We start from the raw sequence: 21,795 nt of genomic DNA, 5'->3' as shown, positions 1-21,795 counted from the left end.
TGGTTACCAATCTATTTGGGATTATTTATAATCCTAATATTTGTTTATATTATAGGATACATTAAGGAAAGATAAGGTGATGGGGGATGAATAAAAGATTCTATTTTAATGTCGCAGAAGCAATGCCTGAATTATTACCAAAACCAAGCCGAAAACAACTCAGAGATTCTGATGGTGAAATACTGCCAATTTATTCAATAACATGTGAGGGGTCAGAATGGTGAAGATTATTTATCAGACAGAAACTAAAACTTTTGAAAAAATACCTCGGTATATTTACCAACGCAGGAATGGTTGGTTTGAAATAAGAAAAAGAGTTGGAGGAGTATTATTATACTGGGGAAGTTTCCCTACTCTTGAAGAGGCTCGATTGTATAGGGCATATTATATGGGTAAACATTGGATGGTGAATCCTTGTTTTAAAGCAAATAGGTATATTATCTTTGAGAATGGTTATTATCATGTTATGAAAATAATTAATGGTAAAAAGAACTATTTTGGTTTTTTTAAGGATTATGAAGATGCGAAACATGAAAGGGATATTTGTATGGCTTGTGACTGGGATTTTAATAAGATTGTTGAATTTGATGATTTAGATTATACTTGGTTAGGACAACCAATTGAAATTGAATGCTAAAAATCTGGAAGTGAAAAAGATGAGTATTGACAATGCATTATTAACTCTAGCGGCATATGTATTGACTTCAAGTTATCGTGAAAGAGCAGTGATTATTCTTCATGAAAATGAAATATTAACTCCAAAAGTTCTTGCAGAAAAATGTAATATACGACCTAATCATATTAGTAAAACTTTAAGGGAATTAAAAGAACATGAGATTGTAGTTTGTATTAATGAATCCGCAAAAAAAGGTAGATTATATTTATTAACTCCATTGGGTGAGGAAGTTTATAATATGCTTCCTCATTTGAAAGAGAAAACTGGTGGTGAATTAAATGACTTATAGGTGTGTTGACTGTGTTTTCAGTGAAGTAAACAATAGAAAAACTTGTGATATGACTTGTTTAAAACATAGAAAACATGTTAAATGTATGGAGAATCATTGTGAGGATTTAATACTTAGGCCATTCCAATTTTTAGCACATTTAAGTTATGTACATAATATTGACTTTGTTAAAAAAGGAGAATGGGATTGGAAAGGAGCAGACAAAATGGCAAAAGACCATCTGGATAAATATGGTTTTGCAGGAATGAAAACACCTGATAAATTAACATTATTTGAAAACATATCTGGTAAAACAACAGATGAAACAGAGGTGGAATAATGAATGGACCATTCTATGTTGAACTGGAAAATAATCATCATTACATTCTTGTAAATAAAGAAACTGGAAGATCATATTATACTCCAGCTCAGGATGATGCAAATGAAATCTGCGGAATATTAAACAGATTAATACTTGCAGGTAATCAGATTACTTACGAAATTAAAAGAACATTTCCTGACAGGTTTGATGAGCATGTTGCATTTGTAACAAATGAGGATTTGGCTTTTGAATTCTGCGAAAAACATAAGGATTGTTACTATTATCCAGTTCATATTACTAAATATTTTAATGAATTGGAAGGTTTAAAAGGAAGAGTTCCATGCTGTGAAAGTTGTGACAACACAGAAACACGCTTCAAAACAAATGGAGAAAAAAGGATTTTCTGTAATTATAATCGTGAATTTGTGGATGAAACATTTATTTGTGAAAGTTGGGAGATGGAACCATGACTATTATTCCCGAAGCGATTACAATTGACTTACGAAATGGAATGGGATTAGATGAATGTTTAAAAAAACATAACACTAATCTCAAAACATTATTACAATCTAATTACCCATCCACTCCTGTGAAATCTGAACAAAGAAAATATATTGAGAAAAAAGGGGATACGTTTTATATTAAAAAGAAATTCCAATCAAAAACTTATTATTTTGGCAGATACTATAGTTTGGAAGATGCACAGAAAGTTAGAGATAAATTAATTTTTATTGGATGGAAACAAAACCAAGTTGATAATATTTGTAAAAAGTTAGGAGTCAATAGGATTCCATCTAAAAATGAACACAGATATTTTGAGGGGTCTTCATGAATGATTATTACAAAGTATACTTTGGAATCCTTGTATGTTGGTTAATCAGCATAATATTATCTTATACTATTGATTGGCCAATTACACGTAATGGTTTCACATCAGTATCAATGTGGCTTATGTTTTTAATCCTTGGTTTACATGTTGGTCGATTATTAACTGAAAAAGAGATGATGAAATGAGTTTAGAAACAATCTGGAAAAAACTATTAAAAGAAGTCATTACCCATGGTCATGACCATAAAAAAGATGACAGTCCAATTCGTGAAATAATTGGAGTACATGAATTCATACCAAATCAATTCGTGCAAACTCCAATATATCTTCCTCCAGAAGAATTCTTAAAAGGAGTGAAAAAAGGAGCATATGATATAAAAGATTATCCTATGAAAGGTGAAGCATTATATGATTATGTAGCCTCACTTAATGATCCTGCAATGATAAGTGGAATAAATGTGGAAAATGAATCAAGCTTTATCTACACATATCCTCAAAGATTAATGGATTATGTTACTGTAGATAAAGTTACTGGGGAAATTGGAGAATATAATCAATTACAAACAATGATTGAAAGATTAGAAGAAAACCATGGAAGTAATAGGGCAGTAGCAACATTATATAATGTTGGTTTTGACTGTGTTGAAGAACATATTCCATGTTTAAATTGGATTCAAGCATTGATAAGAGATAATGAATTAACATTAACAATTATATTTCGCAGTAATGATTGTTATGGTGCATGGCCGTCAAATATGTTATTCATTAATCATATTGGATTATATTTAGTTGATAAGTTAAGAAAAAATTATCCAAACTTAATTTTTAAAGGAATTTATTACAATTGTAGTAGTTTACACATTTATGAGACAGATATGAGTGCAGCTAAAAAAGTGGTGGGATTATGAAAATTGATGCTGATAATCTGCACATCAGAAATGATAAAAAACACCGAGACTGTGACTGGTATGATAAAAAAAACATGGAATGCACAAACTGGGGAGAATTCATAGAAGACACTCTCCCAGCTTATGTAGAATGTTACGCTCCAATTGGAAGCATATTTAAAGAGGCAAAATTATGACTGATTATTTAATTGAGATAATGAAAGCAAGAAAAGAATATTATAAGAATGTACATGAATTTAATGAGGCATTAGATAAATGGGAAGATGAACACGAAGATATGGCAAATTTTATAGTAGGATTAAACTGGAGAGATAAAACCAATAAAGAAGTTAGATTACAATTCTCAGGTGAAGTCAATCAAGAAGTAATTGATTTATTATGTAAAGAATTTAATTTAAAAGTTCATCATGAATATATTCATAAAAACCATCTTACTGATAATGAACGTACTGAGTTTATATTAAGACATAATGAACATCCATATAGTTTACCAGGTGATTAAAATGAGCAATTATGATGTATTATACGGAGTTGTAATCAGATTACAAGACCCCGACGGAATTCAACTATCAAAAAACATTGATAACATAACTGAAAGATTAGGCAATGCAATCACAAAAGAATTCCCTGATATAATGGCCATACCTTTCGGATTTGAATTAGTCGAACCTGACGGGAAAGTCAGAATAATAAACAAAATAGAATACAATGACGAATTCTCTGAAACAGATGAAGAATTAGAAGAGGAAATATGACATGGAAAAGATTCACAATACATGATTCAAAATACCATTCTGGAGTAGATATCTATGACAACCTACTCCACAAAGTGGTAATTGAAATCCATACAGGTAATAAACAGATCAACAGGTTAATTGCAAAAGCAGCATTACGAATAATTGAAGGTAAATTATGATAGGAGATGATTAAATGTCTTGTGATTTTTGTAAAAATTTTAAAGGATTAAATGACATCTGTGAGGATGGTTTTCATTATGTTGAAACTGGAAATGAAAGTTTAGATTGTCAATCCTACAAATACAATGGCAAATTAAAATATTATTCTTATTTATCTAAAAAAGATGAACTTGAAGTCAAACAAATAATTGGTAGAGTTGTCAGTTACTTCATTAAAATAGGTTTCGATGATATGTCAATAGCCACTCAGTCATTAGCATGCAGTATATTTGACAATATCAACCAAATGGAAACAAGGGAGGGTTTACATTGAAATTAAGTGAAGTAACAGATGATAAAAGTTTCATAGGATTTCTTTACAGTATGTATCTTGGCAGATTAGCAAATGACGGGGAACCAGATGATTATTATGCCGTTGAAATAGCTAATCAATTAATGCATGCTTATGTCAGAGTAACCATTTTAAAAATACCTGATGAACTTGATAAAAAAATAATGGCAGCTGATTTAGGTGTTGATGTGGATAAACTTTTAAAAGAGTTTGAAATATTATCATCCAATGAAGACTCCACCAAATATGAAAACTGGCATTACCAATTATATGCTACTAAAGAAAGATATGAAAAAGACATTAAAAGATATGAAGAAAAAATCCATGAATTCTTTGAAGGTCATGCAGACATGATAGAATTTGATGTAGATCAAGATGTTGTTAAAGTAAGAGGTAAATATGAACATCCAATCCCTCCACGATTAATAATGGATTTCTGCGATAAATTCGGATATTACATGCCCACATTAAAATCAGATTGGATAAGTAACTCATTATTCCAACATGCACATTACAGGTTTAGTAAAAAAGATTTCAGACAAGGAGTAGAACGATGATTGGAATCTATGGAGTTAAAGATAAAAACCGCTTTGTCCTAGAATTTGAAAATGAAGACGTCCTCTTCATGCAAACAATCATTAGTTTAATCGGTGAAAGAAACAGATTACAAAAAGAACTAGAATTATCAAAAGGAGGAGTCCATAATGAAAAGGATTGAAAGAGCTGAGAAATGCAAGTATTGTTATTACAATACAGTTTTATCTTGCAGTGATGACCCTAATGAATGTGAAGATTACGAATTAAACCATTTAGCAAAAAAATATGATACTAAAAGATTCAAAGCAAAATGGGAAGATGGCAACGATGTTAAAGTATTATTTGTTGATGAATTAGACAAATTTCCAGATTGGGAGATTGAAATGGTAGAAGATGCTGAAGAATTAGCAGACTTCATGAATGACTTATGGCAACAAAGCCAAGACATTGAAGACTTATTCTGCAATGCAATCCTCACATTATTAGAGAAAAACTTCAGATTAAAACACCAACAGGACAACCTTGTTTTAGGTGACCTGTTTGAAGAAAAGATAAATGTTCTGGAAGAGTTATTGCATGATGTGGGTCAAGAACATTTGATTGTTGATTTTTATGAAAGAATAGCAGAGGAGGCCCAAGAATGAGAGATGAATATTATTTTGAAGATGGAAAAATCAAAAACAAATATACTGACAGGGAATATACCATGGAAGAAATATGCTTCAGATTATCTGTTCTTGAAAGAGAAGCATACAGAACCGCTAGAGATATAGAACGTTGTATTGAATTAAAAGCTGTGAACAGACATTTGAGGATGGAAAACCGTTTCTTAACAATTAAATTACAACAATTAGCATGTAGAGGAATGCTAGATATATCTGAAATTGAAAAAGAAATAAGTGCCTTATGTTTAAATCCAGATGAAGTAAGCGAATATATTCACAAGTTTGAAAAAGAAAATTTTGAACTAAAAAAGAAATTAAAAGAACAAGGGAATTATATTGGTGATTTTTTATGAATTGGCCAAGCAAAGAAGAAGTACAAGAGATTCGTGAGAAATATCCTGAAGGCACTATAATCAAAATAATCAAGATGGATGATCCAACTCCAGTACCTCCAGGAACATTAGGAGTAGTAGAATCAATTGATGATATTGGTAACATCCATTGTAATTTTTTAAATTATAATAGTAGTTTAGCTGTGGTTCCATGTAAAGATGAATTTATAGTAGTCTCTAAAAATGAATTATTTCAAGCAATTTATGAACTTTTAACAAAAAATCTGAAGTATAGACGATATGCCACTCCTGAACGGATGTGTAAATCTGCTGATGATGCTCTTAAACAAGCAATATTAAATGAGCAAAGAAGATTATGTAATTGTTGGGATGGTAATTTTGATAAAAGTACTAAAGCCAGTAGTAAAAGAATAGTTGAAGATTTTGAGAAAATTGTAAAAAAACAAGGTAGATATTAATGTTTTTTAAGCGTAAAGTAAATCGTGAAGTTCGTTTAGATAAAAATAAAGATTATGTTTTTTGTTTTAATAAGAGAACAATAATTTTAGAAGAACTATGTGATATGTATGAACATAACAAAGAATGTGATGCTAGAGGTGATTTGTGGGGTAGAACACATCTCCGAGGAAGTAATGGGGGCGCGCGACAGCGTGGAGATAATTATCCGTTGTTAAATGAATGTAAGTATTGTATTGAAGATCATGATGTTGAGGCTTTTTGTTTATCTGCGGAAGCTATGGAAAGTTATATTCAAATGCAAAAGGGGAGGAGGAGTATGAAATGATGTCGAAGGATAAACGATTTGAATTGTTTCCTAATCCAAATAATGGGCAAGTTGATATTGTTGATTGGGTTGAGAGTAAAGAAAAAATTTAGGATATTTCTGACCATTATCTTTACATCATAATCGTTTAAAGCAAGCGACACCTGGCCAGAATAATCCAACAAATGTCGCCAATAAAAAAGAATATCAACTTTTTCTTCATCCGATTTTGATTGAATATGATTACTGTATTGGATTTCTTAAAAGATTAAATGGAGGATTTTGAATGACTGAAAAACAATTTAAATGTCATCTAGCAGTTGTTGGTGTTCATATTGGTGTAGGTACTGATGAACATGACTTAACTGGTGATGAATGTAGAGATTTATTAAATGAACTGTCGACAGAAAATCGACAGTTAAAACAATTACAAAATGAATTATATGATTTCAGAATGGTCTACAATGCTTTACTATTTAATAACTGGCATAAACACAATGAAATTGAAGTATATAAAAGTAGAAGACATAATGATGGTACTTTTATATATGAATGGTTTATTGTAGTTGCAATATTACCTGATGGAAAACAAGTAACAAATCATTATCACATTAAATATTGGGATTATTTCAAGATTCCTGAATACGCTATGGTGAAAGATAAATTTGATGGACATACAAGTCAAGATGTTTTAGATAGATTAAAGAGTTGGTTGAATGACTGAAAAACGATTAGTATTAACTGAAAAATATTACTATCAAAAAGGAATGTTCAGTACAGAAAATGAATTATTCTATGAAGAAAATAAAAGATTAGGCTATTTTGAAGATGAAAAAGAAGATGAAGTGAAACAAAATAATCATAAAAAAACTGTAGATAGATTAAATGAATTAAAGGAGTTAAATATCGAATTAAAAAGAGATAATAAAAAATTAAGAAAAGAATATGGTAAATTACGCCATAGACATAGTTTACTTCATGATAATTGCTTAGAATTAGAAATTGAAAGAGACGATTTAAAACAATATAAAAAAGAAGTAGAAGAAACATTACAAGATGAATTTAACAAAAGAGATAAGGAAATGAATCATTGGGCAGAAAAAGGAGACTTGCAAGGATACAGAGCAACACAACTTGAAAGAGGAACAACTGAAAGAATTGCCCGAGAATTGGGAGTGGAATTAAAATGAGACAACAAGTCAATACATTAAAGATATCTGATTTATTTAGCGATACACCATTAGTATTAAAAGATGAAGATGGGAAATACTATGAAGTACATTTTAGCGGGGAAGCAATTGACGGATGGGACACACCCATCTTAACATTCCTTAAAAAAGGTAAAAGAATTTACAAAAAAGATTTGGGGAGTTTAGCAGATGATTAAAGATTTTATCAGGACACTCATGAAATTAAGAAAAATATGCAGGAAATATCGGATACCCTTTAATGATCTACCTGATGTCCTGGAAGAATATATTGCATATGACAATGAAGAATACTTGGAAAAATTAAGGAATCAATAAATATGAGATATGAAACACAAGAAGATAAAGAAAACGATTGTTTAACTTTAATAGACAACGAAGAAGAATTAAAAACATCATTTGATAGTGAAATTATATTATATCCTTTAGATGGTGCTGAACAAGTTGTTGATAAGTTAAACTGGTATGAATTATTAGTTGAAAAAATGACAGAGCATTTGAAATATTATGGTTTTGAAAAGCATGATTTTGAATTATTAATTGAAGAAGTGGAGTTGGATTTAGAATGAGTATTATTTTCAAAGATTGTGAATACCGGTTTGAAGAAGGGAACAAGTTGTACTGTAAGAACAAATCCGATAAAGGTGAATGTGATAACTGTAAAGAGAATGTACATCTTAATTGCCAAAACTACGTGGCAAAAAACGATATGTGTTTATTATACTTTGAATTAGGGGTATCAGAAGTTAGTCAATACGATGAATGTGCTGAAAAGATAATCTACAATGACAAAAAATTGCAACAAAAATGGTCCAATTAGATGATAAAATGACTGAAAAACAACATTGGAAAAGTAATAATCTATGTTTGATTGAAGAAACTACTGGTGTTTCTTTGTATGGTACTGTATGTACAGACATGGATTTTATTGCTAAACAATTAAATGATAAAATTGATACAATTGAAAGATTAAGAAAAGAAAATGAAGAGTTAAAAAAAGATTTGTTTGAAGCTTTTAATCAATCAAAGTATATAACGGTACAGAAAACTGTCATCTTTGATTTAAAAAAAGAGAATGAAGAGTTAAAAAAAGAATTGGTGGAATTTAAGAAATGGGAAAAACATATTGGTGATGTCAAAATGGAAGAACTTGACAGAGTATTCAAAATGAGTATTTATGAAATAGCAGAAGCATTTGACTATTATAAAGAAAGAATAGAAAAACTGGAAAGGAGTTAAAAGAATGACAATCGATTTAAAACATAGTTTTATTTTACAAAAACAAATCAAAAACGCCATTAATAAAATTTGCAAGAGCATAATATCCGAAATTGATAAAGACCAAGAACTTAACATCTGTAAAAGAAGTTTTGAGATAGAATATAAAGATGGTAAAAAATATCACGTAAGTTTAGAAGTTAAGGAGATAAAAAATGACATTTGAAGACCACAAAATGGCTACTATATTAATAAATGATGCTGAAAAGATAATCTTTGAAGCAGAACAATTAATAAAAACCTATCAAAACACTATGAAAAGACATGAAAAAGAGGGAAATCTTGTCCTGGCCAATAGTGTAAAAGGAAGCATTATTGGAATAGTAGCATTACTTTCAAAAATAACTGACAAAAATTCATGTGATTATTTTAAAGAAATTTTTCCTGAAGACTGGGAAACAGGGGATAAGGAATAATGCCGAAAATTTATTCTGATGTGGATGTATTAACATCTGCTAAAAAAAGATTAACAATAGCTTTCCAAGAATTTGACAATTTATACTTTAGTTTTAGGGACACAAGGAGTTAAAAGAATGACATTTGAAGACCACATACGAAGCAAAGCAATGCCAACAGAACCAATATCATGGGATAATAGTTTACATTTAGAACCCATAGAAATTAACTGCAAACAAGACAATGAAGAAAAAAAGAAGATACTCTTGGAAGCAATAAAAAGCGTGAAAAAATGACTTATTACCAAAGAATAAACTTAGGCAATCATCGTGATTTCGTAATCAAAAACATTGACGAACCCGAAACCTACGGAACATTCCAGTTCGGAGATGAATATGATAAAAAATCAATGGATGAATTCATTGAAAAAGTAAACAGAATAATAAAAGAAAATCAAGAATTAAAAGAAGAAAATAAATTTAAGTCACAAATGGAAGAAACTTTACAAAAACATTATGATTATGCAGAATTTCAAAGACTAAAATATTTAAAGAATGCAGAAATTCACGCTGTGTATAATATGTTAAGGGTCACAATTAAAGACATTGCAGATGAATTAGAAGTTGATTTAAAAAATAATAAATTGGATTACAAATCAGCTTTTAATAAAGGAATGGATCATGTAATTAAAAATCATCCGGAGGGATTATTTAAATGAATATCGAAGAAATGACTCTTGAAGAAAAACTTGAATATTACCAAAGACAAACACATCAACTTAAAAAAAGAAGAGATGATGCTATTGATAAAATAGAATATTTAAATGGTTATATTAAAGAATTGCATCAAGAGATTAATAGTTTAAAATTTGAAAATGCTAACTTACAAGAACGAAACAACAGGCAAAAAGACACCATAACAAAACAACAAGAACAAATAGATAATTACATAGACATCAAAGCAAAATTAAATGCTAAACTCATGGAATATGAAACCAAAGCAGAAGAATATGAATTAAGTGCATGCGGTTGTGGAAGCAAACATAACTGGATTAAAAAAACAGCATTAGAAGAATTCAAAGAAGAACTATTCGGAGAGGAAGTGAAAGAATGAAATATTCAATATTCATGACTAAACTTGTATGTACAGATGCATTACTTGACAATTATAAAAAAGAAGATATTACTGTAGAATGTAATAAACTTCCCAATACTGAGATTCCAGTATTGGAATTTAAAGACAAACAAGGCCATGTAATTGATAGTATTATATTAAGATAATAGAATGGGGTTATATCAATGGATCAAATAGCAGATGAAAATTACTTCTTTAAAAATTCTAAAATTATTACATGTCAAAAAGAATTACAATGCTTAATATATCAAACAATAATAAACCGATTTAAAGATAAAATAAAAGAAGAAGAAAACTTACTAGAATATTATATCAAACGAAATTATTCCCATGCCACAATTGACCGACAAAAAGTAAGAATTGATACATTAACAGTATTAACAAATGAATTAATAGACATCCAAAATGGAATAAAAAAGAACATAGGTAGTGAAGATAATGACTGAAAGACTAGAAAAAGATTTTCCAAGAGTAATAATCCACGAAAAACCTGCACACCATGATTATTCTAATGAATTAGATAACATCTTTAAAAAGTTAGCTAACGATACACCTGAAGAATTATTAGAATTAAGAAAACAACAAATACAAAACCACAGTAATTCTGGTCAAGTTGTTTACGCATTTAACGGTTTAGTTAACCTCATCGGACAAAAAGATACTGAATACAATTGGTTACTCATGAAACAATTTCACGAAGAATTAATCCAATTACATTCCCCCGTTTATTTAAATGTCCCAGTTAATACAGAACCATTACATAAATGGGAAACATGGTCAATTGGAGAATTATATGAAAAATATTGGGACCTTGCAATAAGTAAAGGATGGGAAGACTATTATGGTTATAGTGACTTATCACTTAAGAATGTATTTGATAATGTTAAAAATTATCATGTTGTAGATATGTTGAATGATTTAGTAGTTAATGACCATATAATCTGCGGATATGAATTGCGAAGTTTTATGAACTGTGATAGTGATAATCGATTATTAGAACCAGTTAATCATCATTATTCAGATAAAATTATTGAGGTTAAATTAAAAGAAAAATTCACATCAATGACAGAATATCATAATAGCATTTTAAATAGAGGAGAATAAAAAATGAGTATTCTGGAAGCCCCTGCATTCAAACATAAAAAAATAATATTTAAACAAGATAATCTTATAACCCTCCAAGAATCTAATTTCCTTACAGAACAAATTATAAAAGATGCTCATAAAATACCAAAAGAAATAGAAAACCAATATACATTTTTAGGCCAACAAATAAATGACATGCCATTTAAACAAGAATTAGATGAATGGATATCATGCCCTCACAGACTGAGAAGACAAATTGAAGCCATTGGAGTTTTAAGTTTTTGCACTAATCCACTTAATCCATGGTTTAACATTGGATTATGGAATGTGAAATGTTTGAAAAAGAATTGTGATTTAGAAAAAATATGTGAATGATGATCTAAAAAATCATTCTATAAACATATTTTAAATTTTTTTTTGTTACAATAGTACCAAACCACCACCAAACATAATAATATGACATCAAAGATAATTATCAAAAATACTGAATACGCTGACAGTCGAACAGCACCTGAAGATATAACCAAAGAAAAACTATACGATGCCACCGAAGAACACATCAAAGATGTTCAAAAAGCAATGGACTTCTTCGCCGGAAAAATCCACGAAGCCGGATTAAAACATGACTTCACAAAAATATCATACTTCGACGAATACGCAGAAGATGTCTTATCAGAACACACAGATGAAGACTTCAAAAAAAGGCCTTGGTATCAAAGACACATCTACGAAGAAAGACATCACTTAAATGCAGATTGCCCATTAGATGTAACATTAATCGACATTTTTGAAATGATATCTGATTGTGTAATGGCAGGTAAAGGAAGATTTGGAAGAGTGACACCGGAATATTTGAATTTAAGTGATCCATCCATTTTAATCAGAGCTTATTATAATACTGTGAAAATGTTGGATGATATTGTTGAAGTAAGCAATGCTGAAGACTTAAACAAGGAGGAATAATATTATGACTTTTGTTCCTCCGTCATGGTGGATGTTAGGACTAACAAAAATAGGATATCTTTTAATACCATTAATATTGGGAGTATTACTGGCTTTATATGGATTAATGAAAGATAATATACTTATTGTAATTATAGGAGTTATCATAGTTATTGCAGGATTTGGATTAGCAAGTATGGCATGGCACAACAATTACGAAGTACCATCCGTCCAGGAAAAAATAATAACTGTCTCGGATTATCAAATCAAACCAAATATAGGAAAGAATAAGCAAGGAATGATAGTTGTTGATAGTGCAGATGATCTGCTCCTAGTAACAACTGATGGTGAATCGTTCCTGAATGAAGAGAATTTTTGGTTTGGTAAATTCAATACTCGTGACTTATTTAACCAATTAAAATGTAATGGAACATATAAAATCCAATATTATGGTTGGAGAGAACCATTCTACAGCACATTCCCAAATATACTTACTGTGGAAGAAGTAATTGATGAATCTAACGCAACAAATAATAATTTCAACAAATATTCCGGTACCAATGCAGCCGTTGGAGGATGGTGGTTTTAAATGAAATCTGAAGCAAAAACAATAATTAACATTATAGATGCTGAAAAAACAGAATTAGAATATAAACAAAAAGAAGCAATGCAAGTTCATGATAATGAAGCAATCTATAGTTTAAAATTACAAATTCAAGCATTGGACTATATTATAAATAAATTATACAGGATTTATGAATTCACTGATGAAACTGCAATCCTTGAAATCTTAAGACAGAACTATGAGAAATGTGATACTGAACTCATAGCATTAAACGGTGAAAAATACATTGTAAAAAAAGATACTCCAGTTAGCATTCAAGAAAACTTATTACAATGGCATGAAGATATTGAAGATAAAACAGTTATTCCACCAGTTGCTAAAGCCATTAATTTAGATAATATTATTGAAATTAACACAATAAAAGAAGATTAAAATATAATATTTTATTGCAGGAAAAATTATGGATTGCAAAAGACTACCAGGGAATTATCTAAATATCAAAAATTACAATCTACCAAAAACTCATATCTCAGATAATCTCCCTGAACAATTATCTATCTTTAGAAAAGAGAATAAAATATTAAATGACGGTTTAATTGAATTATGTTACACAGATAGTGATGTAATAGTTATCATATCAAAAAATACTGTTGCATGGACTGAAACATTACATAATAAGTTATGTGAAAAATTTAATGTAATACTGACTTCTGTTGAAAAAAATGAGTTATTCGAACCAAGAAATTATAAATTAAATATAATTTGGATATATATTCCTAAATTTTATAATGATAAACATAATGATGATTTTAGTGTCAAATTCAAAAATGTGAACTTTTAGATGAGGAGGATTAGTGTAGAATAGGCACAGGCCACCTATGGTAATATGCCACTTTAATTAGATTACAATGGGTTAAATGTAATCATTTAATAATTAAGGGAAGACGTTGGAACTGTAGCAGCATATAAACGGGGGGCCAAGAGTGGGTGCAACTCCCACATCCTCCCTTAATATTATGTTATGGGGTCATAGCTTAGAATGATACTCCGGTAGGATGTATCATTTATAGAAGGAAGAGCGATTATCCTTAGCGGGATAAATTGGTGATGGTTCGAATCCATCTGACTCATTTTTGGGGATTGTAGCTCAGATAGAAGCTCAATGTTGTAATCTGCCGGCAGATTTTGAGTAGAGCGTAATGAGAACATTGAGGTCGGGGGTTCAAGTCCCCTCAATCCCATTTTGGGTGTTTAGTATAATTAGGCTAGTACGAATGGCTCCAGACCATTTAATGCAGGTTCAAATCCTGCAACACCCATATATTCAATAGGCGTGGTGGTCTAGCAATGGTTTTGATTCCATGTGTCAAAGGCACTAAGGAGCACTTAGATAGCGTAGGTTCAAATCCTACCCACGCCATCATTATAATATATTATATTCTTTACCCGCCAAGAACACATTGATTACAATAGTAAACTCCTGATTAGCAATCTCAACATCATCATTAATATAAATATAACCATTTTTGATGAATATTATGTCTAATAGCAACAATTTCATAAGACAAATTCATAGTGCCTAAAGGAGTCTCTTTAAACCTATCTCTAACTAAACATTGCATTATACAATGCATAAAATTTAAATTATTATTAAAATTAAACACATCAAATAATTTAGGAAGATAATCTAAATTAAATGATAAATTCCTCCTCTGCCCATCAAACATTTGTAATTCTAAAACTAATTTTATTTGACTGCCATCAGATTCTTTTTTTAAAAAATGATTTGTTACAATACCTGTAACTTCAAAAGTAGTATCATCCATTATCTAAACCTCCCGTATAATATTATATAAATAACTCTTTATTTAATTTTTAAGATTCACATAGATTTATTTTGATAAGATGTTACAATAGTACCAAGTTATTGATAAATATTAAAACTATGAATTCAGCAAATCAAATGCTCCAAGCAATCAAAAATAAAAAAGCATTATTGACAAAAGAAAAGAATGAATCAATCAGATATATTGAGGAATGTTATAAAAAAGACATGGAAACCTTAAACAAAGAAGAAAAAGAATGGTTAGAACAATTTGATGATATCCCAATCGAAGACATCTATAAAGAAAATAAAGTTAAAAAATAGTTGAAGCTTACATTGCAACCGAAGAAGAGTATATTAAAACCATTGAAGGAACAATGAAAGCAGACAAAGGAGATTATGTAATTACAGAAGTAAAAGGTGAACGATATCCTGTAAAACCAGATATATTCAATGAAACTTATGAGGAAGTGGAACAATGACAACAACCCATAAAACATGGCACAAGATCATCAAAAGACATAATGACTGTCGTGCAAAAATGATTGAACTAAACTTAAAAATCGAAGAAGGAATGAAAGAATATCTTAAAACAGTTGGTGAAACAGAAGATTTCATAATAAGATTCGAAGAGACTGGAACAATAAAATTAAACTGCAACGGAGATTTATTTAACTTGGAACAAATCTTTGATTTCTGTGATGTATTTAATTTATCATTGATTATTAATAATCGTGTTATAGTTGAAAATCATCTAAAAAATACTACTGAAATCAGAACTAACTACTTGTTTACTACTGGTAAATTAGAAGAGAAAACTACTGATTCTGGGGATTGATAGTTTTATGGAATCAATTGTAATATATGAGTTAATTCAAGAAGCTAAATCTATGAATAAATCAGTTAGATTAATTACAGATAAAGAACGGGCTTTTGAGAATGTTAATTTTAAATTTATCATTGGACCTGAAGATACTGTTACTTTTAGAAAGGGTAATGTTTTAAGGTGTAATGGTTGTGTAATTGATTTGAATTTTGTTGTATGTGCAATGATTGTTCCAAATAATCTTAAGCAAATGAATGCTACGACTTGGTGGATTGAGAATCCATATAAAAGTAATCCAAAAGGAAAAAGAACAAGGGATGATGTATATCCTCTTAAACCAGAAGGAAAAGAATATGTAGGGTGATTTAAATGACTTTCCAATTAGAACTAAGTAATAATAAAATATTCAAAGATGCCTTTAGCAGCATCCGCAAAATCATAGATGAAGTAATAATAGAATGTGACTCAGAAGGAATGAGACTAAACGCATTAGACCGCAGCCACATAACCTTTGTGAACATGGAATTTAAAGCAGAATTATTTGATGAATACCTTTGCGATGTTCCAGAAAAAATAAATGTTGATACTGAAGACTTAAATAAAGTTTTGAAAAAATGCAAAACATCTGATATTTTGAAACTTACTGTAGATGAAGGTAATGTAATATTAATTTTTGAAGGTGATGCTACAAGGAAATTCAAAATCCGATTAATAGATTTGGAATATGAATCTGCAACACCCCCAATGATTAACTATCCTGTTAATTTAACAATACCAACACAAGTTTTGAAAAATGCAGTAACAGATATGGAACTATTCAGCGACAAATTAACATTCACAGTAACACCCGATTACTTAATAATTTCAACAGAAGGAGCAACAGGAGATGCAGAAGTTTCATATATTCATGGAGAACATGTAAAACAAGTTTACAAATCAACATTCAACATTGATAGAATAAAAGACATGTTAGAAGCAAGCAACTTAAGTGAACAATGCGAATTATCTTTAGGTGAGGATATACCATTAAACTTAAAACTTAAACTTGTAACTGGAGATGGAGAATTAGGATTCCTCCTTGCACCTAGATTAGAAGAAGCTGATTAAATGTCAAAGAAAATAAAAAACTTCAACATTCAAATAGATCATCGTGAACATGATGACCGTATACGAAAAGCAGCATGTTATTACAAATCTAAAGGAGATACTGTAAATGTTAAAGAATTATTAATTGGGGATTATGTCTTCAATAACCAAGTATGCTTTGAATATAAAACATTAAAAGATTTCATAGGTAGTGTTGAAAGTAAACGTGTTTTTAATCAAGCAATAGACCAAACAACAAGTTTCCCATACCATTTTGTTATAATCGTTGCAAGTGACATGGAAAAACATGAATACTTCGATGGCCTTGATGGTGAAGCATATGTCTTCGGATGGGATAATTACGATGGAGCAATAGCAAGATTAAACACATTCACAACTGTTAAAGAATGCAGTACAGAAGAAAGAGCTATAAAATTCATGAGACAACAAGCACGAAAATGTATTGATAATAAACATGTTGTTAAAAGATTGAAACAGAAAACTGATAATCCTGCATTCAATTATTTAGCACTTACTAAACATATTGGTGATGATACTGCAGAGTTAATAGTTGATAATCTTGGAGTATATGATTTGGATGACTTATTACAATTAGATAATAATACTTTACAAGAAATTAATGGTGTTGGTAGTAAAAAAGCAGGGATTGTTATGCGTGCAATAAATAAGAAAAAAAGGGGATTATAATGAAACTTGGAATGAATGAAAGAGCTCCTTTGATTATAAATAATGTTAAAGAAGTATTAGATAAGATTAAGGATAAGATTAATGATTTTGCTTTATCTTTTCAATTGAATTATCATGAAGCAAATACTATTTTTTACTTGCGTAAAGTTGATGAGATTTATTTTGATGAATATTGGATTAAAATAAGTCAAAGCAATGGTACAGTAGCTTTCTTTAATTATGATTTTATTTTAGAATATTGTATTATTAATGCAGATGATGTGATTGATTTAGGAGTGGTTTAACTATGTTAAATAAGTTATTAAAAGATGAGGAATTTGGCAAAATCTTTTTTGCTGAATTATTAAATCAGAACGGTGCTGAAACTGGAATCGACACGGAAAGAATGTTTAAAGAATGGGCACGGGAGAATTCAAACAGTACTTTAGATGGAGTTGAATTAGAAAGATTCAAACAGAATCTAGTCAAAGAGATGCATTCATCTCCTGATGAAAATTTGGTTGTTTTAGGGGATGTGCTTGACAAAGAAAATGGGGATGATGATATGGAAGATATACCAATCAGTATTAGAGAACTTGAAGAAAAAGGAAAAGAACCAACTGAAAAATTAGCTGAACCGGAATATTATGCTGGAAATGGATTAAGTCCATTAGAAGCATTTAAAAAAGGATTATTATCACGTGAAGAAACAATTGGGTTCATCAAAGGAAATGTGATTAAATATACTGTTCGTGCAGGGCATAAAGAAAATGCTTCAACGGATATTGTTAAAGCAATTGATTATTTGGGGCATTTGAAGAGATTATATGAATCTGATGCATATTATATTGATAAAGTTGCTGAAAGAATGGTTATAAAAGCATTTGAAGGCCTTAATGAAATCGAGGATAAACAATGACATTTGAATTTTATTTGGGATGCATATGTTTTGGAGCATGTTTAATCGCAATAACTGTAGATAAAATAATCACAGCAATAGTTAGAAATAGGTGATTACTCATGAAAATTGAATTAAACCCTGATGAATTATTAGAACTCCTAAACGGAACAAATCAAACAATAGTTGATAGAATCAGATTAATTGCAGATGGGATAATTGAATCAAAAACAGATAAGGAAGATTGAATATGAAATGTAAATTTCCCGTACAAATAACTGAACATAAAACAGCACTTCCTGAAGAAACAATGAGGACAATAACACGTCTTCATTTAGGTTGTGCTTATTATAGTCAAGTATCTGACAAATGCGATTGCCCTTATGATGTATGCGCAATGGATTACCAAATAACATTAAAGGAGGCTTAATTGATGATGGATAAAAAAGAAGCAAAAGAAATGCTATCTCAAGTACTAATTGATTTTTTTGCATTAAGAGTAAATGGAGTGGATGAAAACTATCTTAATAAAAGAAGAGAATTAAGAATCAATAATTTTAGAGAATTAGCTGATAATGCTATTGAAAATGGAGAAAATACTCTTGGAACAGTATTCTTTTTAAATTATGATGGGGGGAAACATTACATATTATCCTTAAAATTAGAAGAAGGGGGTGGAAACAATGGTTAATATCTGTGGAAAATGCCAACACTACACAAGAACCAAAACAACAAAAGACGGAGAATATTATCATTACTGCGATAAAGTAAATGAACTATTCCCTCCAGAACAAGCAGAAGGAGAAACATCGGAAACTCCAACATTAAAAGTAAAATTCAACGACACAGCATGCGAACACTACCAAAAAAATAGGAGATAATCTTAAATGTACGATTTATTAAAATTCAACAAAAAATATTACTCTGACATAACCTCTGGAATAAAAACTCAAACAATAAGAAAACACAACAAAAAATTCAAAGAAAATCAAATAGTCAAAGCAATCTTCCCAGGAACAGAAAAAGAATCCTACATTCAAATAACAGATACAGGATACAAACAATTCAAATACTTAAATGATGAAGATGCAAAACTAGAAGGATACAAATCAGTTAATGAATTAAAATCAGAATTACTGGACATATACCCAACCTTAGATAATCTAACACGAATTTACTATATCCGGTTTAAAGTAGTTGATATTAATGCAAGATAAAGTATTATGGTATGTTCGCACCTGTTGGGATTCATATCGCTGTGCGGATAAAGATGAAGTAAAAAGAATTGTTAAAGAAGTCATTGAAGAAAATCCTGATATAAATGATTTTGTTAAATTAGGAGTAATCGCCAAAAGACGCTGCATAGGAGAGTTATAAATGGTTTATTTAGATTCAGTTAAAATAATGAGATGCGTAGAACTAGAAACAGTCACAAAAGATAAAATAACATTTAAAGTAGATGGAGAACAATTGCTAAACAGAGTATATGAAGATATTAGAATAGACCTAAAAGATAATGAGGGACCAATCCAAGAATTAACATTTCAAGATGCACCATTTATTCAAATATACCCAAATGAAATATTTGATGAACAAACCTGCAGAGAATTAGCAATTGAAATACAAAACAAATTAAATAATCAAATTAAAACACAATTAAACTTAAAAGATTAAAAAAAAAGAATTAATAAAAATTCATGTGATTTTCATGAGAGACCGAAGTGTGGAATATTTACTAGGATTATATGAAAAACCTTATGTAAAAGGAGAAAGAAGAAGCAAAGAAACAAATCGTAATTTAAGACATGAACAGAAAAGGAAAAACAGGCACTTAATATTTGATGAATTATGCTTAGAACTATTCAATGATTTTGATGAATTATGTCTTGAAGCAAAAACATTAATATTATCACCAGACCAGAAAAAATTAGTCAGATATTTAATTGACGAATTCAGCAGTAAATTTAAACAATTACATCATACAGCTTCAGAAAAATGCATAATCTTAGCGTTTATGTTTTATGTTAAAAAAGTTGAGAACAGTAAAATTAAATTGCAAAGTTACAGGATAACAAAAAAGTATGGTTTAACAGATCAAGTTTTTGAGATTATAGTTTGCCGTTTATTAGAATCTTTTATGAAGAAAATTCCAATTGTTCCACGTGCTCATAAGGTAGATGAGCATGATATTTTAGTTAGAGAAGGGAAGCGATAGTTTATGTTTAGTAGTGTTAATATCTGTTTAAATCCTCCTACAATGGAGGTTGTTGAAGAAGATTTATTGGATAATAAGGAAGTGTGTGAATTATTGGATAGTTTGACGGATTATTTTTCTCAGACTAATGTTATTTATGATGCAGAGTTAACAGTTACTAATTGTGAGTATGAAACTGTATCTGGGGATTTTGGTGTTTATCGTAAGCGTAAGGATTATAGTTTTAATTTGCGTTTGTTGGTTAGTGTTAAATTATTTTGTGATAGGATTGTTTTTGAGTTAGCTAATGGTTTAAAGTATACTGTGTTGGTTGGTGATGATTTTTTATTTTTCTTGGAGTGGGAGGATAGTTTTTATGATTAAAAAGAGATTTGATAGGATTATTTTTATGTGGTGTCCTTTTCTTTTTTTTATAAAAAAAGAAACAAAAAAAATTTTATACTGATATATATTATATATGTACTAGTATATAATAGTTTATAATTTATATCAACTATATTTTTTTTAATATATATGGAATGTTTCCGCTAGATATTAATATACTAATAGAGAAGGTATTAAAAAAACTTTTTTTTATAATTTTTAATGATAATCCATGTGTAATGAAGAACTAGTTGATGATGAAGTTGAAGAAATAGAAAACACAGACAAATGTCCGGAATGCAAGACATTAACAATAGTCCGTAGTGAAAACCGAAGCTATGAATACTGTGAAACCTGTGGTTTAATCACCCGTGCTAGTTACGACTATGCAGCCGGACTTAAATTAGATTTACCTTACGGATTATTAATTATCTAACACTTATCATATTATTTACCTCAAAAAAGAAAATTGGGAGTTTTTCAGAGTAAAAAAAAATATTCATATACAAAATTAAAAAAAACCTATTTTGCTTTTTCGTACAATTTTAAATTACCAAAAAAAATTATATTACAGTTCTTTTTACTCCAAAATTCCCCATTTTCTTATAAATGTTGTGGAGAACACAACACCAACTATTTTCTTAATTTCAAGTAAAATTGTCAATTCAATGATTTAACTATTCTGGTGTTTAATGTGGATTTTAGGCAGTTCAAATCT

Annotated in this window: 56 protein-coding genes and 1 tRNA gene; 56 read left to right on the top strand and 1 reads right to left on the bottom strand. The window is 29.7% G+C overall.

The features are described 5' to 3' along the window. Positions 1–86: 86 nt before the first annotated feature. The 40 genes from QZU75_RS05840 to QZU75_RS05645 all read left to right on the top strand — a co-directional run bounded on the left by QZU75_RS05840 (position 87) and on the right by QZU75_RS05645 (position 14,597). Positions 87–224: a hypothetical protein gene (locus tag QZU75_RS05840; protein WP_296882226.1), complete on the top strand. Its 138-nt coding sequence runs from the start codon at positions 87–89 to the stop codon at positions 222–224. Next, positions 218–637, top strand: a complete 420-nt coding sequence (locus QZU75_RS05835) for a hypothetical protein (RefSeq protein WP_296882224.1) — start codon at positions 218–220, stop codon at positions 635–637. Before QZU75_RS05840 ends, QZU75_RS05835 begins: the two co-directional genes overlap by 7 nt. Before the next feature lie 19 nt (positions 638–656). Next, positions 657–965 carry a transcriptional regulator gene (locus tag QZU75_RS05830; protein ID WP_296882222.1) on the top strand — a complete coding sequence of 103 codons (309 nt, stop codon included), beginning with the start codon at positions 657–659 and terminating at the stop codon, positions 963–965. Further along, on the top strand, positions 955–1,284 hold the full coding sequence (locus QZU75_RS05825; RefSeq protein WP_296882221.1) for a hypothetical protein: 330 nt from the start codon (positions 955–957) through the stop codon (positions 1,282–1,284). The genes QZU75_RS05830 and QZU75_RS05825 overlap by 11 nt, the downstream gene beginning before the upstream one ends. Further along, positions 1,284–1,736 (top strand): hypothetical protein, encoded by a 453-nt coding sequence (locus QZU75_RS05820; protein ID WP_296882220.1) that lies wholly within the window; start codon positions 1,284–1,286, stop codon positions 1,734–1,736. The genes QZU75_RS05825 and QZU75_RS05820 overlap by 1 nt, the downstream gene beginning before the upstream one ends. Next, a complete protein-coding gene (locus QZU75_RS05815) occupies positions 1,733–2,098 on the top strand; it encodes a hypothetical protein (RefSeq protein WP_296882219.1) in 366 nt (121 codons plus the stop codon). The genes QZU75_RS05820 and QZU75_RS05815 overlap by 4 nt, the downstream gene beginning before the upstream one ends. Further along, positions 2,095–2,280, top strand: coding sequence for a hypothetical protein (locus tag QZU75_RS05810; protein ID WP_296882217.1), 186 nt, complete (start codon positions 2,095–2,097; stop codon positions 2,278–2,280). Before QZU75_RS05815 ends, QZU75_RS05810 begins: the two co-directional genes overlap by 4 nt. Beyond that, positions 2,277–3,002, top strand: a complete 726-nt coding sequence (locus QZU75_RS05805; protein ID WP_296882215.1) for a thymidylate synthase — start codon at positions 2,277–2,279, stop codon at positions 3,000–3,002. Before QZU75_RS05810 ends, QZU75_RS05805 begins: the two co-directional genes overlap by 4 nt. Further along, positions 2,999–3,178 carry a hypothetical protein gene (locus QZU75_RS05800; protein ID WP_296882214.1) on the top strand — a complete coding sequence of 60 codons (180 nt, stop codon included), beginning with the start codon at positions 2,999–3,001 and terminating at the stop codon, positions 3,176–3,178. The genes QZU75_RS05805 and QZU75_RS05800 overlap by 4 nt, the downstream gene beginning before the upstream one ends. Beyond that, on the top strand, positions 3,175–3,504 hold the full coding sequence (locus tag QZU75_RS05795; RefSeq protein WP_296882213.1) for a hypothetical protein: 330 nt from the start codon (positions 3,175–3,177) through the stop codon (positions 3,502–3,504). Before QZU75_RS05800 ends, QZU75_RS05795 begins: the two co-directional genes overlap by 4 nt. A gap of 1 nt (position 3,505) precedes the next feature. Continuing rightward, positions 3,506–3,757: a hypothetical protein gene (locus QZU75_RS05790; RefSeq protein WP_296882211.1), complete on the top strand. Its 252-nt coding sequence runs from the start codon at positions 3,506–3,508 to the stop codon at positions 3,755–3,757. Then, complete coding sequence (locus tag QZU75_RS05785; RefSeq protein WP_296882210.1) at positions 3,754–3,918, top strand: hypothetical protein; 165 nt, start codon at positions 3,754–3,756, stop codon at positions 3,916–3,918. The genes QZU75_RS05790 and QZU75_RS05785 overlap by 4 nt, the downstream gene beginning before the upstream one ends. Before the next feature lie 14 nt (positions 3,919–3,932). Further along, the gene (locus QZU75_RS05780; protein WP_296882208.1) at positions 3,933–4,232 is read left to right on the top strand and encodes a hypothetical protein; all 300 of its coding nucleotides are present in this window, start codon (positions 3,933–3,935) and stop codon (positions 4,230–4,232) included. Beyond that, complete coding sequence (locus QZU75_RS05775; RefSeq protein ID WP_296882207.1) at positions 4,229–4,807, top strand: hypothetical protein; 579 nt, start codon at positions 4,229–4,231, stop codon at positions 4,805–4,807. The genes QZU75_RS05780 and QZU75_RS05775 overlap by 4 nt, the downstream gene beginning before the upstream one ends. Continuing rightward, on the top strand, positions 4,804–4,968 hold the full coding sequence (locus tag QZU75_RS05770; RefSeq protein ID WP_296882206.1) for a hypothetical protein: 165 nt from the start codon (positions 4,804–4,806) through the stop codon (positions 4,966–4,968). Before QZU75_RS05775 ends, QZU75_RS05770 begins: the two co-directional genes overlap by 4 nt. Beyond that, positions 4,955–5,431 carry a hypothetical protein gene (locus QZU75_RS05765; protein WP_296882204.1) on the top strand — a complete coding sequence of 159 codons (477 nt, stop codon included), beginning with the start codon at positions 4,955–4,957 and terminating at the stop codon, positions 5,429–5,431. The genes QZU75_RS05770 and QZU75_RS05765 overlap by 14 nt, the downstream gene beginning before the upstream one ends. Continuing rightward, positions 5,428–5,805: a hypothetical protein gene (locus tag QZU75_RS05760; RefSeq protein WP_296882202.1), complete on the top strand. Its 378-nt coding sequence runs from the start codon at positions 5,428–5,430 to the stop codon at positions 5,803–5,805. The genes QZU75_RS05765 and QZU75_RS05760 overlap by 4 nt, the downstream gene beginning before the upstream one ends. Further along, on the top strand, positions 5,802–6,263 hold the full coding sequence (locus QZU75_RS05755) for a DUF4314 domain-containing protein (protein ID WP_296882201.1): 462 nt from the start codon (positions 5,802–5,804) through the stop codon (positions 6,261–6,263). The genes QZU75_RS05760 and QZU75_RS05755 overlap by 4 nt, the downstream gene beginning before the upstream one ends. 104 nt (positions 6,264–6,367) lie before the next feature. Further along, the gene (locus QZU75_RS05750) at positions 6,368–6,589 is read left to right on the top strand and encodes a hypothetical protein (RefSeq protein ID WP_296882199.1); all 222 of its coding nucleotides are present in this window, start codon (positions 6,368–6,370) and stop codon (positions 6,587–6,589) included. Between the two features lie 265 nt (positions 6,590–6,854). Beyond that, on the top strand, positions 6,855–7,292 hold the full coding sequence (locus QZU75_RS05745) for a hypothetical protein (RefSeq protein WP_296882197.1): 438 nt from the start codon (positions 6,855–6,857) through the stop codon (positions 7,290–7,292). Beyond that, positions 7,285–7,758, top strand: coding sequence for a hypothetical protein (locus QZU75_RS05740; RefSeq protein ID WP_296882195.1), 474 nt, complete (start codon positions 7,285–7,287; stop codon positions 7,756–7,758). The genes QZU75_RS05745 and QZU75_RS05740 overlap by 8 nt, the downstream gene beginning before the upstream one ends. Beyond that, a complete protein-coding gene (locus QZU75_RS05735) occupies positions 7,755–7,955 on the top strand; it encodes a hypothetical protein (protein WP_296882193.1) in 201 nt (66 codons plus the stop codon). The genes QZU75_RS05740 and QZU75_RS05735 overlap by 4 nt, the downstream gene beginning before the upstream one ends. Further along, positions 7,948–8,094, top strand: coding sequence for a hypothetical protein (locus QZU75_RS05730; protein ID WP_296882192.1), 147 nt, complete (start codon positions 7,948–7,950; stop codon positions 8,092–8,094). The genes QZU75_RS05735 and QZU75_RS05730 overlap by 8 nt, the downstream gene beginning before the upstream one ends. A gap of 2 nt (positions 8,095–8,096) precedes the next feature. Beyond that, entirely contained in the window at positions 8,097–8,345 is a 249-nt protein-coding gene (locus QZU75_RS05725) for a hypothetical protein (protein WP_296882191.1), read from the top strand. Beyond that, complete coding sequence (locus tag QZU75_RS05720) at positions 8,342–8,596, top strand: hypothetical protein (protein WP_296882190.1); 255 nt, start codon at positions 8,342–8,344, stop codon at positions 8,594–8,596. The genes QZU75_RS05725 and QZU75_RS05720 overlap by 4 nt, the downstream gene beginning before the upstream one ends. 8 nt (positions 8,597–8,604) lie before the next feature. Beyond that, positions 8,605–9,015: a hypothetical protein gene (locus tag QZU75_RS05715; RefSeq protein ID WP_296882188.1), complete on the top strand. Its 411-nt coding sequence runs from the start codon at positions 8,605–8,607 to the stop codon at positions 9,013–9,015. Positions 9,016–9,019: 4 nt separating this feature from the next. Then, entirely contained in the window at positions 9,020–9,220 is a 201-nt protein-coding gene (locus QZU75_RS05710) for a hypothetical protein (protein WP_296882186.1), read from the top strand. After that, positions 9,210–9,470, top strand: a complete 261-nt coding sequence (locus tag QZU75_RS05705) for a hypothetical protein (RefSeq protein WP_296882185.1) — start codon at positions 9,210–9,212, stop codon at positions 9,468–9,470. The genes QZU75_RS05710 and QZU75_RS05705 overlap by 11 nt, the downstream gene beginning before the upstream one ends. Positions 9,471–9,587: 117 nt before the next feature. Then, positions 9,588–9,746, top strand: coding sequence for a hypothetical protein (locus tag QZU75_RS05700; protein ID WP_296882183.1), 159 nt, complete (start codon positions 9,588–9,590; stop codon positions 9,744–9,746). Further along, the gene (locus tag QZU75_RS05695) at positions 9,743–10,168 is read left to right on the top strand and encodes a hypothetical protein (protein WP_296882181.1); all 426 of its coding nucleotides are present in this window, start codon (positions 9,743–9,745) and stop codon (positions 10,166–10,168) included. The genes QZU75_RS05700 and QZU75_RS05695 overlap by 4 nt, the downstream gene beginning before the upstream one ends. Beyond that, positions 10,165–10,563, top strand: coding sequence for a hypothetical protein (locus QZU75_RS05690; RefSeq protein WP_296882179.1), 399 nt, complete (start codon positions 10,165–10,167; stop codon positions 10,561–10,563). Before QZU75_RS05695 ends, QZU75_RS05690 begins: the two co-directional genes overlap by 4 nt. Beyond that, on the top strand, positions 10,560–10,730 hold the full coding sequence (locus QZU75_RS05685) for a hypothetical protein (protein ID WP_296882177.1): 171 nt from the start codon (positions 10,560–10,562) through the stop codon (positions 10,728–10,730). The genes QZU75_RS05690 and QZU75_RS05685 overlap by 4 nt, the downstream gene beginning before the upstream one ends. An 18-nt stretch (positions 10,731–10,748) precedes the next feature. After that, the gene (locus QZU75_RS05680) at positions 10,749–11,030 is read left to right on the top strand and encodes a hypothetical protein (RefSeq protein WP_296882175.1); all 282 of its coding nucleotides are present in this window, start codon (positions 10,749–10,751) and stop codon (positions 11,028–11,030) included. Then, positions 11,023–11,688 (top strand): hypothetical protein, encoded by a 666-nt coding sequence (locus tag QZU75_RS05675; protein ID WP_296882173.1) that lies wholly within the window; start codon positions 11,023–11,025, stop codon positions 11,686–11,688. The genes QZU75_RS05680 and QZU75_RS05675 overlap by 8 nt, the downstream gene beginning before the upstream one ends. Positions 11,689–11,691: 3 nt before the next feature. Next, on the top strand, positions 11,692–12,045 hold the full coding sequence (locus QZU75_RS05670; RefSeq protein WP_296882171.1) for a hypothetical protein: 354 nt from the start codon (positions 11,692–11,694) through the stop codon (positions 12,043–12,045). 81 nt (positions 12,046–12,126) lie between these two features. Further along, entirely contained in the window at positions 12,127–12,633 is a 507-nt protein-coding gene (locus QZU75_RS05665) for a hypothetical protein (RefSeq protein WP_296882169.1), read from the top strand. Positions 12,634–12,637: 4 nt separating this feature from the next. After that, a complete protein-coding gene (locus QZU75_RS05660) occupies positions 12,638–13,201 on the top strand; it encodes a DUF1523 family protein (protein WP_296882167.1) in 564 nt (187 codons plus the stop codon). Continuing rightward, positions 13,202–13,609, top strand: a complete 408-nt coding sequence (locus QZU75_RS05655; protein WP_296882165.1) for a hypothetical protein — start codon at positions 13,202–13,204, stop codon at positions 13,607–13,609. A gap of 28 nt (positions 13,610–13,637) precedes the next feature. Continuing rightward, the gene (locus QZU75_RS05650; protein ID WP_296882163.1) at positions 13,638–14,018 is read left to right on the top strand and encodes a hypothetical protein; all 381 of its coding nucleotides are present in this window, start codon (positions 13,638–13,640) and stop codon (positions 14,016–14,018) included. Between the two features lie 489 nt (positions 14,019–14,507). After that, positions 14,508–14,597 (top strand) — tRNA-OTHER (locus tag QZU75_RS05645). 85 nt (positions 14,598–14,682) lie between these two features. On the opposite strand, the gene QZU75_RS05640 is transcribed toward QZU75_RS05645, so the two are convergent. Next, on the bottom strand, positions 14,683–15,003 hold the full coding sequence (locus QZU75_RS05640; protein WP_296882161.1) for a hypothetical protein: 321 nt from the start codon (positions 15,001–15,003) through the stop codon (positions 14,683–14,685). 119 nt (positions 15,004–15,122) lie between these two features. Between QZU75_RS05640 and QZU75_RS05635 the strand changes: the two genes are divergently transcribed. The 16 genes from QZU75_RS05635 (at position 15,123) to QZU75_RS05560 (ending at position 21,513) form a co-directional block, all read left to right on the top strand. After that, a complete protein-coding gene (locus QZU75_RS05635; RefSeq protein ID WP_296882160.1) occupies positions 15,123–15,326 on the top strand; it encodes a hypothetical protein in 204 nt (67 codons plus the stop codon). 154 nt (positions 15,327–15,480) lie between these two features. After that, positions 15,481–15,840, top strand: coding sequence for a hypothetical protein (locus QZU75_RS05630; protein ID WP_296882159.1), 360 nt, complete (start codon positions 15,481–15,483; stop codon positions 15,838–15,840). Between the two features lie 7 nt (positions 15,841–15,847). Next, positions 15,848–16,192, top strand: coding sequence for a hypothetical protein (locus tag QZU75_RS05625; RefSeq protein WP_296882158.1), 345 nt, complete (start codon positions 15,848–15,850; stop codon positions 16,190–16,192). A 5-nt stretch (positions 16,193–16,197) separates the two neighbouring features. Further along, a complete protein-coding gene (gene pcn / locus QZU75_RS05620; RefSeq protein ID WP_296882157.1) occupies positions 16,198–16,935 on the top strand; it encodes a proliferating cell nuclear antigen (pcna) in 738 nt (245 codons plus the stop codon). Then, on the top strand, positions 16,936–17,622 hold the full coding sequence (locus QZU75_RS05615) for an ERCC4 domain-containing protein (protein ID WP_296882156.1): 687 nt from the start codon (positions 16,936–16,938) through the stop codon (positions 17,620–17,622). It begins immediately after the preceding gene. Continuing rightward, positions 17,622–17,906, top strand: coding sequence for a hypothetical protein (locus tag QZU75_RS05610; protein WP_296882155.1), 285 nt, complete (start codon positions 17,622–17,624; stop codon positions 17,904–17,906). The genes QZU75_RS05615 and QZU75_RS05610 overlap by 1 nt, the downstream gene beginning before the upstream one ends. Positions 17,907–17,908: 2 nt before the next feature. Beyond that, entirely contained in the window at positions 17,909–18,520 is a 612-nt protein-coding gene (locus QZU75_RS05605; protein ID WP_296882154.1) for a DUF3310 domain-containing protein, read from the top strand. Positions 18,521–18,621: 101 nt separating this feature from the next. Beyond that, positions 18,622–18,747 carry a hypothetical protein gene (locus tag QZU75_RS05600; protein ID WP_296882153.1) on the top strand — a complete coding sequence of 42 codons (126 nt, stop codon included), beginning with the start codon at positions 18,622–18,624 and terminating at the stop codon, positions 18,745–18,747. Between the two features lie 185 nt (positions 18,748–18,932). Then, entirely contained in the window at positions 18,933–19,190 is a 258-nt protein-coding gene (locus QZU75_RS05595; RefSeq protein WP_296882152.1) for a hypothetical protein, read from the top strand. Beyond that, entirely contained in the window at positions 19,183–19,380 is a 198-nt protein-coding gene (locus QZU75_RS05590; protein WP_296882151.1) for a hypothetical protein, read from the top strand. The genes QZU75_RS05595 and QZU75_RS05590 overlap by 8 nt, the downstream gene beginning before the upstream one ends. 6 nt (positions 19,381–19,386) lie before the next feature. Next, positions 19,387–19,716, top strand: a complete 330-nt coding sequence (locus tag QZU75_RS05585) for an ASCH domain-containing protein (protein WP_296882149.1) — start codon at positions 19,387–19,389, stop codon at positions 19,714–19,716. Next, positions 19,706–19,876, top strand: coding sequence for a hypothetical protein (locus tag QZU75_RS05580; protein ID WP_296882147.1), 171 nt, complete (start codon positions 19,706–19,708; stop codon positions 19,874–19,876). The genes QZU75_RS05585 and QZU75_RS05580 overlap by 11 nt, the downstream gene beginning before the upstream one ends. After that, complete coding sequence (locus QZU75_RS05575; RefSeq protein WP_296882146.1) at positions 19,877–20,173, top strand: hypothetical protein; 297 nt, start codon at positions 19,877–19,879, stop codon at positions 20,171–20,173. A gap of 34 nt (positions 20,174–20,207) precedes the next feature. Beyond that, positions 20,208–20,714, top strand: coding sequence for a hypothetical protein (locus QZU75_RS05570; RefSeq protein ID WP_296882145.1), 507 nt, complete (start codon positions 20,208–20,210; stop codon positions 20,712–20,714). Positions 20,715–20,717: 3 nt separating this feature from the next. Continuing rightward, a complete protein-coding gene (locus QZU75_RS05565) occupies positions 20,718–21,077 on the top strand; it encodes a hypothetical protein (protein WP_296882144.1) in 360 nt (119 codons plus the stop codon). 232 nt (positions 21,078–21,309) lie between these two features. Then, complete coding sequence (locus QZU75_RS05560; RefSeq protein ID WP_296882143.1) at positions 21,310–21,513, top strand: hypothetical protein; 204 nt, start codon at positions 21,310–21,312, stop codon at positions 21,511–21,513. Positions 21,514–21,795 lie beyond the last annotated feature (282 nt).

The sequence above is a fragment of the uncultured Methanobrevibacter sp. genome, assembly GCF_902764455.1.
Classification (GTDB): Archaea; Methanobacteriota; Methanobacteria; order Methanobacteriales; family Methanobacteriaceae; genus Methanocatella.
The sequence above is the reverse complement of the archived record's forward strand: the minus strand, read 5'-3'. Positions and strand labels throughout refer to the sequence as shown.

Excerpts from the sequence above, each read along its gene's own strand:
- QZU75_RS05800 (WP_296882214.1), top strand. The coding sequence starts at position 2,999 with ATGAAAATTGATGCTGATAATCTGCACATCAGAAATGATAAAAAACAC.
- QZU75_RS05640 (WP_296882161.1), bottom strand. The coding sequence starts at position 15,003 with ATGGATGATACTACTTTTGAAGTTACAGGTATTGTAACAAATCATTTT.
- QZU75_RS05735 (WP_296882193.1), top strand. The coding sequence starts at position 7,755 with ATGAGACAACAAGTCAATACATTAAAGATATCTGATTTATTTAGCGAT.
- QZU75_RS05615 (WP_296882156.1), top strand. The coding sequence starts at position 16,936 with ATGTCAAAGAAAATAAAAAACTTCAACATTCAAATAGATCATCGTGAA.
- QZU75_RS05685 (WP_296882177.1), top strand. The coding sequence starts at position 10,560 with ATGAAATATTCAATATTCATGACTAAACTTGTATGTACAGATGCATTA.
- QZU75_RS05655 (WP_296882165.1), top strand. The coding sequence starts at position 13,202 with ATGAAATCTGAAGCAAAAACAATAATTAACATTATAGATGCTGAAAAA.
- QZU75_RS05820 (WP_296882220.1), top strand. The coding sequence starts at position 1,284 with ATGAATGGACCATTCTATGTTGAACTGGAAAATAATCATCATTACATT.
- QZU75_RS05590 (WP_296882151.1), top strand. The coding sequence starts at position 19,183 with ATGGTTAATATCTGTGGAAAATGCCAACACTACACAAGAACCAAAACA.
- QZU75_RS05740 (WP_296882195.1), top strand. The coding sequence starts at position 7,285 with ATGACTGAAAAACGATTAGTATTAACTGAAAAATATTACTATCAAAAA.
- QZU75_RS05610 (WP_296882155.1), top strand. The coding sequence starts at position 17,622 with ATGAAACTTGGAATGAATGAAAGAGCTCCTTTGATTATAAATAATGTT.
- QZU75_RS05815 (WP_296882219.1), top strand. The coding sequence starts at position 1,733 with ATGACTATTATTCCCGAAGCGATTACAATTGACTTACGAAATGGAATG.
- QZU75_RS05560 (WP_296882143.1), top strand. The coding sequence starts at position 21,310 with ATGTGTAATGAAGAACTAGTTGATGATGAAGTTGAAGAAATAGAAAAC.
- QZU75_RS05725 (WP_296882191.1), top strand. The coding sequence starts at position 8,097 with ATGAGATATGAAACACAAGAAGATAAAGAAAACGATTGTTTAACTTTA.
- QZU75_RS05600 (WP_296882153.1), top strand. The coding sequence starts at position 18,622 with ATGAAAATTGAATTAAACCCTGATGAATTATTAGAACTCCTAAACGGA.
- QZU75_RS05835 (WP_296882224.1), top strand. The coding sequence starts at position 218 with ATGGTGAAGATTATTTATCAGACAGAAACTAAAACTTTTGAAAAAATA.
- QZU75_RS05580 (WP_296882147.1), top strand. The coding sequence starts at position 19,706 with ATGCAAGATAAAGTATTATGGTATGTTCGCACCTGTTGGGATTCATAT.
- QZU75_RS05595 (WP_296882152.1), top strand. The coding sequence starts at position 18,933 with ATGATGGATAAAAAAGAAGCAAAAGAAATGCTATCTCAAGTACTAATT.
- QZU75_RS05575 (WP_296882146.1), top strand. The coding sequence starts at position 19,877 with ATGGTTTATTTAGATTCAGTTAAAATAATGAGATGCGTAGAACTAGAA.
- QZU75_RS05625 (WP_296882158.1), top strand. The coding sequence starts at position 15,848 with ATGGAATCAATTGTAATATATGAGTTAATTCAAGAAGCTAAATCTATG.
- QZU75_RS05585 (WP_296882149.1), top strand. The coding sequence starts at position 19,387 with ATGTACGATTTATTAAAATTCAACAAAAAATATTACTCTGACATAACC.
- QZU75_RS05785 (WP_296882210.1), top strand. The coding sequence starts at position 3,754 with ATGACATGGAAAAGATTCACAATACATGATTCAAAATACCATTCTGGA.
- pcn (WP_296882157.1), top strand. The coding sequence starts at position 16,198 with ATGACTTTCCAATTAGAACTAAGTAATAATAAAATATTCAAAGATGCC.
- QZU75_RS05715 (WP_296882188.1), top strand. The coding sequence starts at position 8,605 with ATGACTGAAAAACAACATTGGAAAAGTAATAATCTATGTTTGATTGAA.
- QZU75_RS05750 (WP_296882199.1), top strand. The coding sequence starts at position 6,368 with ATGTATGAACATAACAAAGAATGTGATGCTAGAGGTGATTTGTGGGGT.
- QZU75_RS05695 (WP_296882181.1), top strand. The coding sequence starts at position 9,743 with ATGACTTATTACCAAAGAATAAACTTAGGCAATCATCGTGATTTCGTA.
- QZU75_RS05805 (WP_296882215.1), top strand. The coding sequence starts at position 2,277 with ATGAGTTTAGAAACAATCTGGAAAAAACTATTAAAAGAAGTCATTACC.
- QZU75_RS05790 (WP_296882211.1), top strand. The coding sequence starts at position 3,506 with ATGAGCAATTATGATGTATTATACGGAGTTGTAATCAGATTACAAGAC.
- QZU75_RS05675 (WP_296882173.1), top strand. The coding sequence starts at position 11,023 with ATGACTGAAAGACTAGAAAAAGATTTTCCAAGAGTAATAATCCACGAA.
- QZU75_RS05780 (WP_296882208.1), top strand. The coding sequence starts at position 3,933 with ATGTCTTGTGATTTTTGTAAAAATTTTAAAGGATTAAATGACATCTGT.
- QZU75_RS05770 (WP_296882206.1), top strand. The coding sequence starts at position 4,804 with ATGATTGGAATCTATGGAGTTAAAGATAAAAACCGCTTTGTCCTAGAA.
- QZU75_RS05605 (WP_296882154.1), top strand. The coding sequence starts at position 17,909 with ATGTTAAATAAGTTATTAAAAGATGAGGAATTTGGCAAAATCTTTTTT.
- QZU75_RS05795 (WP_296882213.1), top strand. The coding sequence starts at position 3,175 with ATGACTGATTATTTAATTGAGATAATGAAAGCAAGAAAAGAATATTAT.
- QZU75_RS05650 (WP_296882163.1), top strand. The coding sequence starts at position 13,638 with ATGGATTGCAAAAGACTACCAGGGAATTATCTAAATATCAAAAATTAC.
- QZU75_RS05690 (WP_296882179.1), top strand. The coding sequence starts at position 10,165 with ATGAATATCGAAGAAATGACTCTTGAAGAAAAACTTGAATATTACCAA.
- QZU75_RS05700 (WP_296882183.1), top strand. The coding sequence starts at position 9,588 with ATGACATTTGAAGACCACATACGAAGCAAAGCAATGCCAACAGAACCA.
- QZU75_RS05705 (WP_296882185.1), top strand. The coding sequence starts at position 9,210 with ATGACATTTGAAGACCACAAAATGGCTACTATATTAATAAATGATGCT.
- QZU75_RS05665 (WP_296882169.1), top strand. The coding sequence starts at position 12,127 with ATGACATCAAAGATAATTATCAAAAATACTGAATACGCTGACAGTCGA.
- QZU75_RS05730 (WP_296882192.1), top strand. The coding sequence starts at position 7,948 with ATGATTAAAGATTTTATCAGGACACTCATGAAATTAAGAAAAATATGC.
- QZU75_RS05840 (WP_296882226.1), top strand. The coding sequence starts at position 87 with ATGAATAAAAGATTCTATTTTAATGTCGCAGAAGCAATGCCTGAATTA.
- QZU75_RS05825 (WP_296882221.1), top strand. The coding sequence starts at position 955 with ATGACTTATAGGTGTGTTGACTGTGTTTTCAGTGAAGTAAACAATAGA.
- QZU75_RS05720 (WP_296882190.1), top strand. The coding sequence starts at position 8,342 with ATGAGTATTATTTTCAAAGATTGTGAATACCGGTTTGAAGAAGGGAAC.
- QZU75_RS05755 (WP_296882201.1), top strand. The coding sequence starts at position 5,802 with ATGAATTGGCCAAGCAAAGAAGAAGTACAAGAGATTCGTGAGAAATAT.
- QZU75_RS05710 (WP_296882186.1), top strand. The coding sequence starts at position 9,020 with ATGACAATCGATTTAAAACATAGTTTTATTTTACAAAAACAAATCAAA.
- QZU75_RS05830 (WP_296882222.1), top strand. The coding sequence starts at position 657 with ATGAGTATTGACAATGCATTATTAACTCTAGCGGCATATGTATTGACT.
- QZU75_RS05745 (WP_296882197.1), top strand. The coding sequence starts at position 6,855 with ATGACTGAAAAACAATTTAAATGTCATCTAGCAGTTGTTGGTGTTCAT.
- QZU75_RS05810 (WP_296882217.1), top strand. The coding sequence starts at position 2,095 with ATGAATGATTATTACAAAGTATACTTTGGAATCCTTGTATGTTGGTTA.
- QZU75_RS05635 (WP_296882160.1), top strand. The coding sequence starts at position 15,123 with ATGAATTCAGCAAATCAAATGCTCCAAGCAATCAAAAATAAAAAAGCA.
- QZU75_RS05670 (WP_296882171.1), top strand. The coding sequence starts at position 11,692 with ATGAGTATTCTGGAAGCCCCTGCATTCAAACATAAAAAAATAATATTT.
- QZU75_RS05570 (WP_296882145.1), top strand. The coding sequence starts at position 20,208 with ATGAGAGACCGAAGTGTGGAATATTTACTAGGATTATATGAAAAACCT.
- QZU75_RS05660 (WP_296882167.1), top strand. The coding sequence starts at position 12,638 with ATGACTTTTGTTCCTCCGTCATGGTGGATGTTAGGACTAACAAAAATA.
- QZU75_RS05680 (WP_296882175.1), top strand. The coding sequence starts at position 10,749 with ATGGATCAAATAGCAGATGAAAATTACTTCTTTAAAAATTCTAAAATT.
- QZU75_RS05765 (WP_296882204.1), top strand. The coding sequence starts at position 4,955 with ATGAAAAGGATTGAAAGAGCTGAGAAATGCAAGTATTGTTATTACAAT.
- QZU75_RS05565 (WP_296882144.1), top strand. The coding sequence starts at position 20,718 with ATGTTTAGTAGTGTTAATATCTGTTTAAATCCTCCTACAATGGAGGTT.
- QZU75_RS05760 (WP_296882202.1), top strand. The coding sequence starts at position 5,428 with ATGAGAGATGAATATTATTTTGAAGATGGAAAAATCAAAAACAAATAT.
- QZU75_RS05630 (WP_296882159.1), top strand. The coding sequence starts at position 15,481 with ATGACAACAACCCATAAAACATGGCACAAGATCATCAAAAGACATAAT.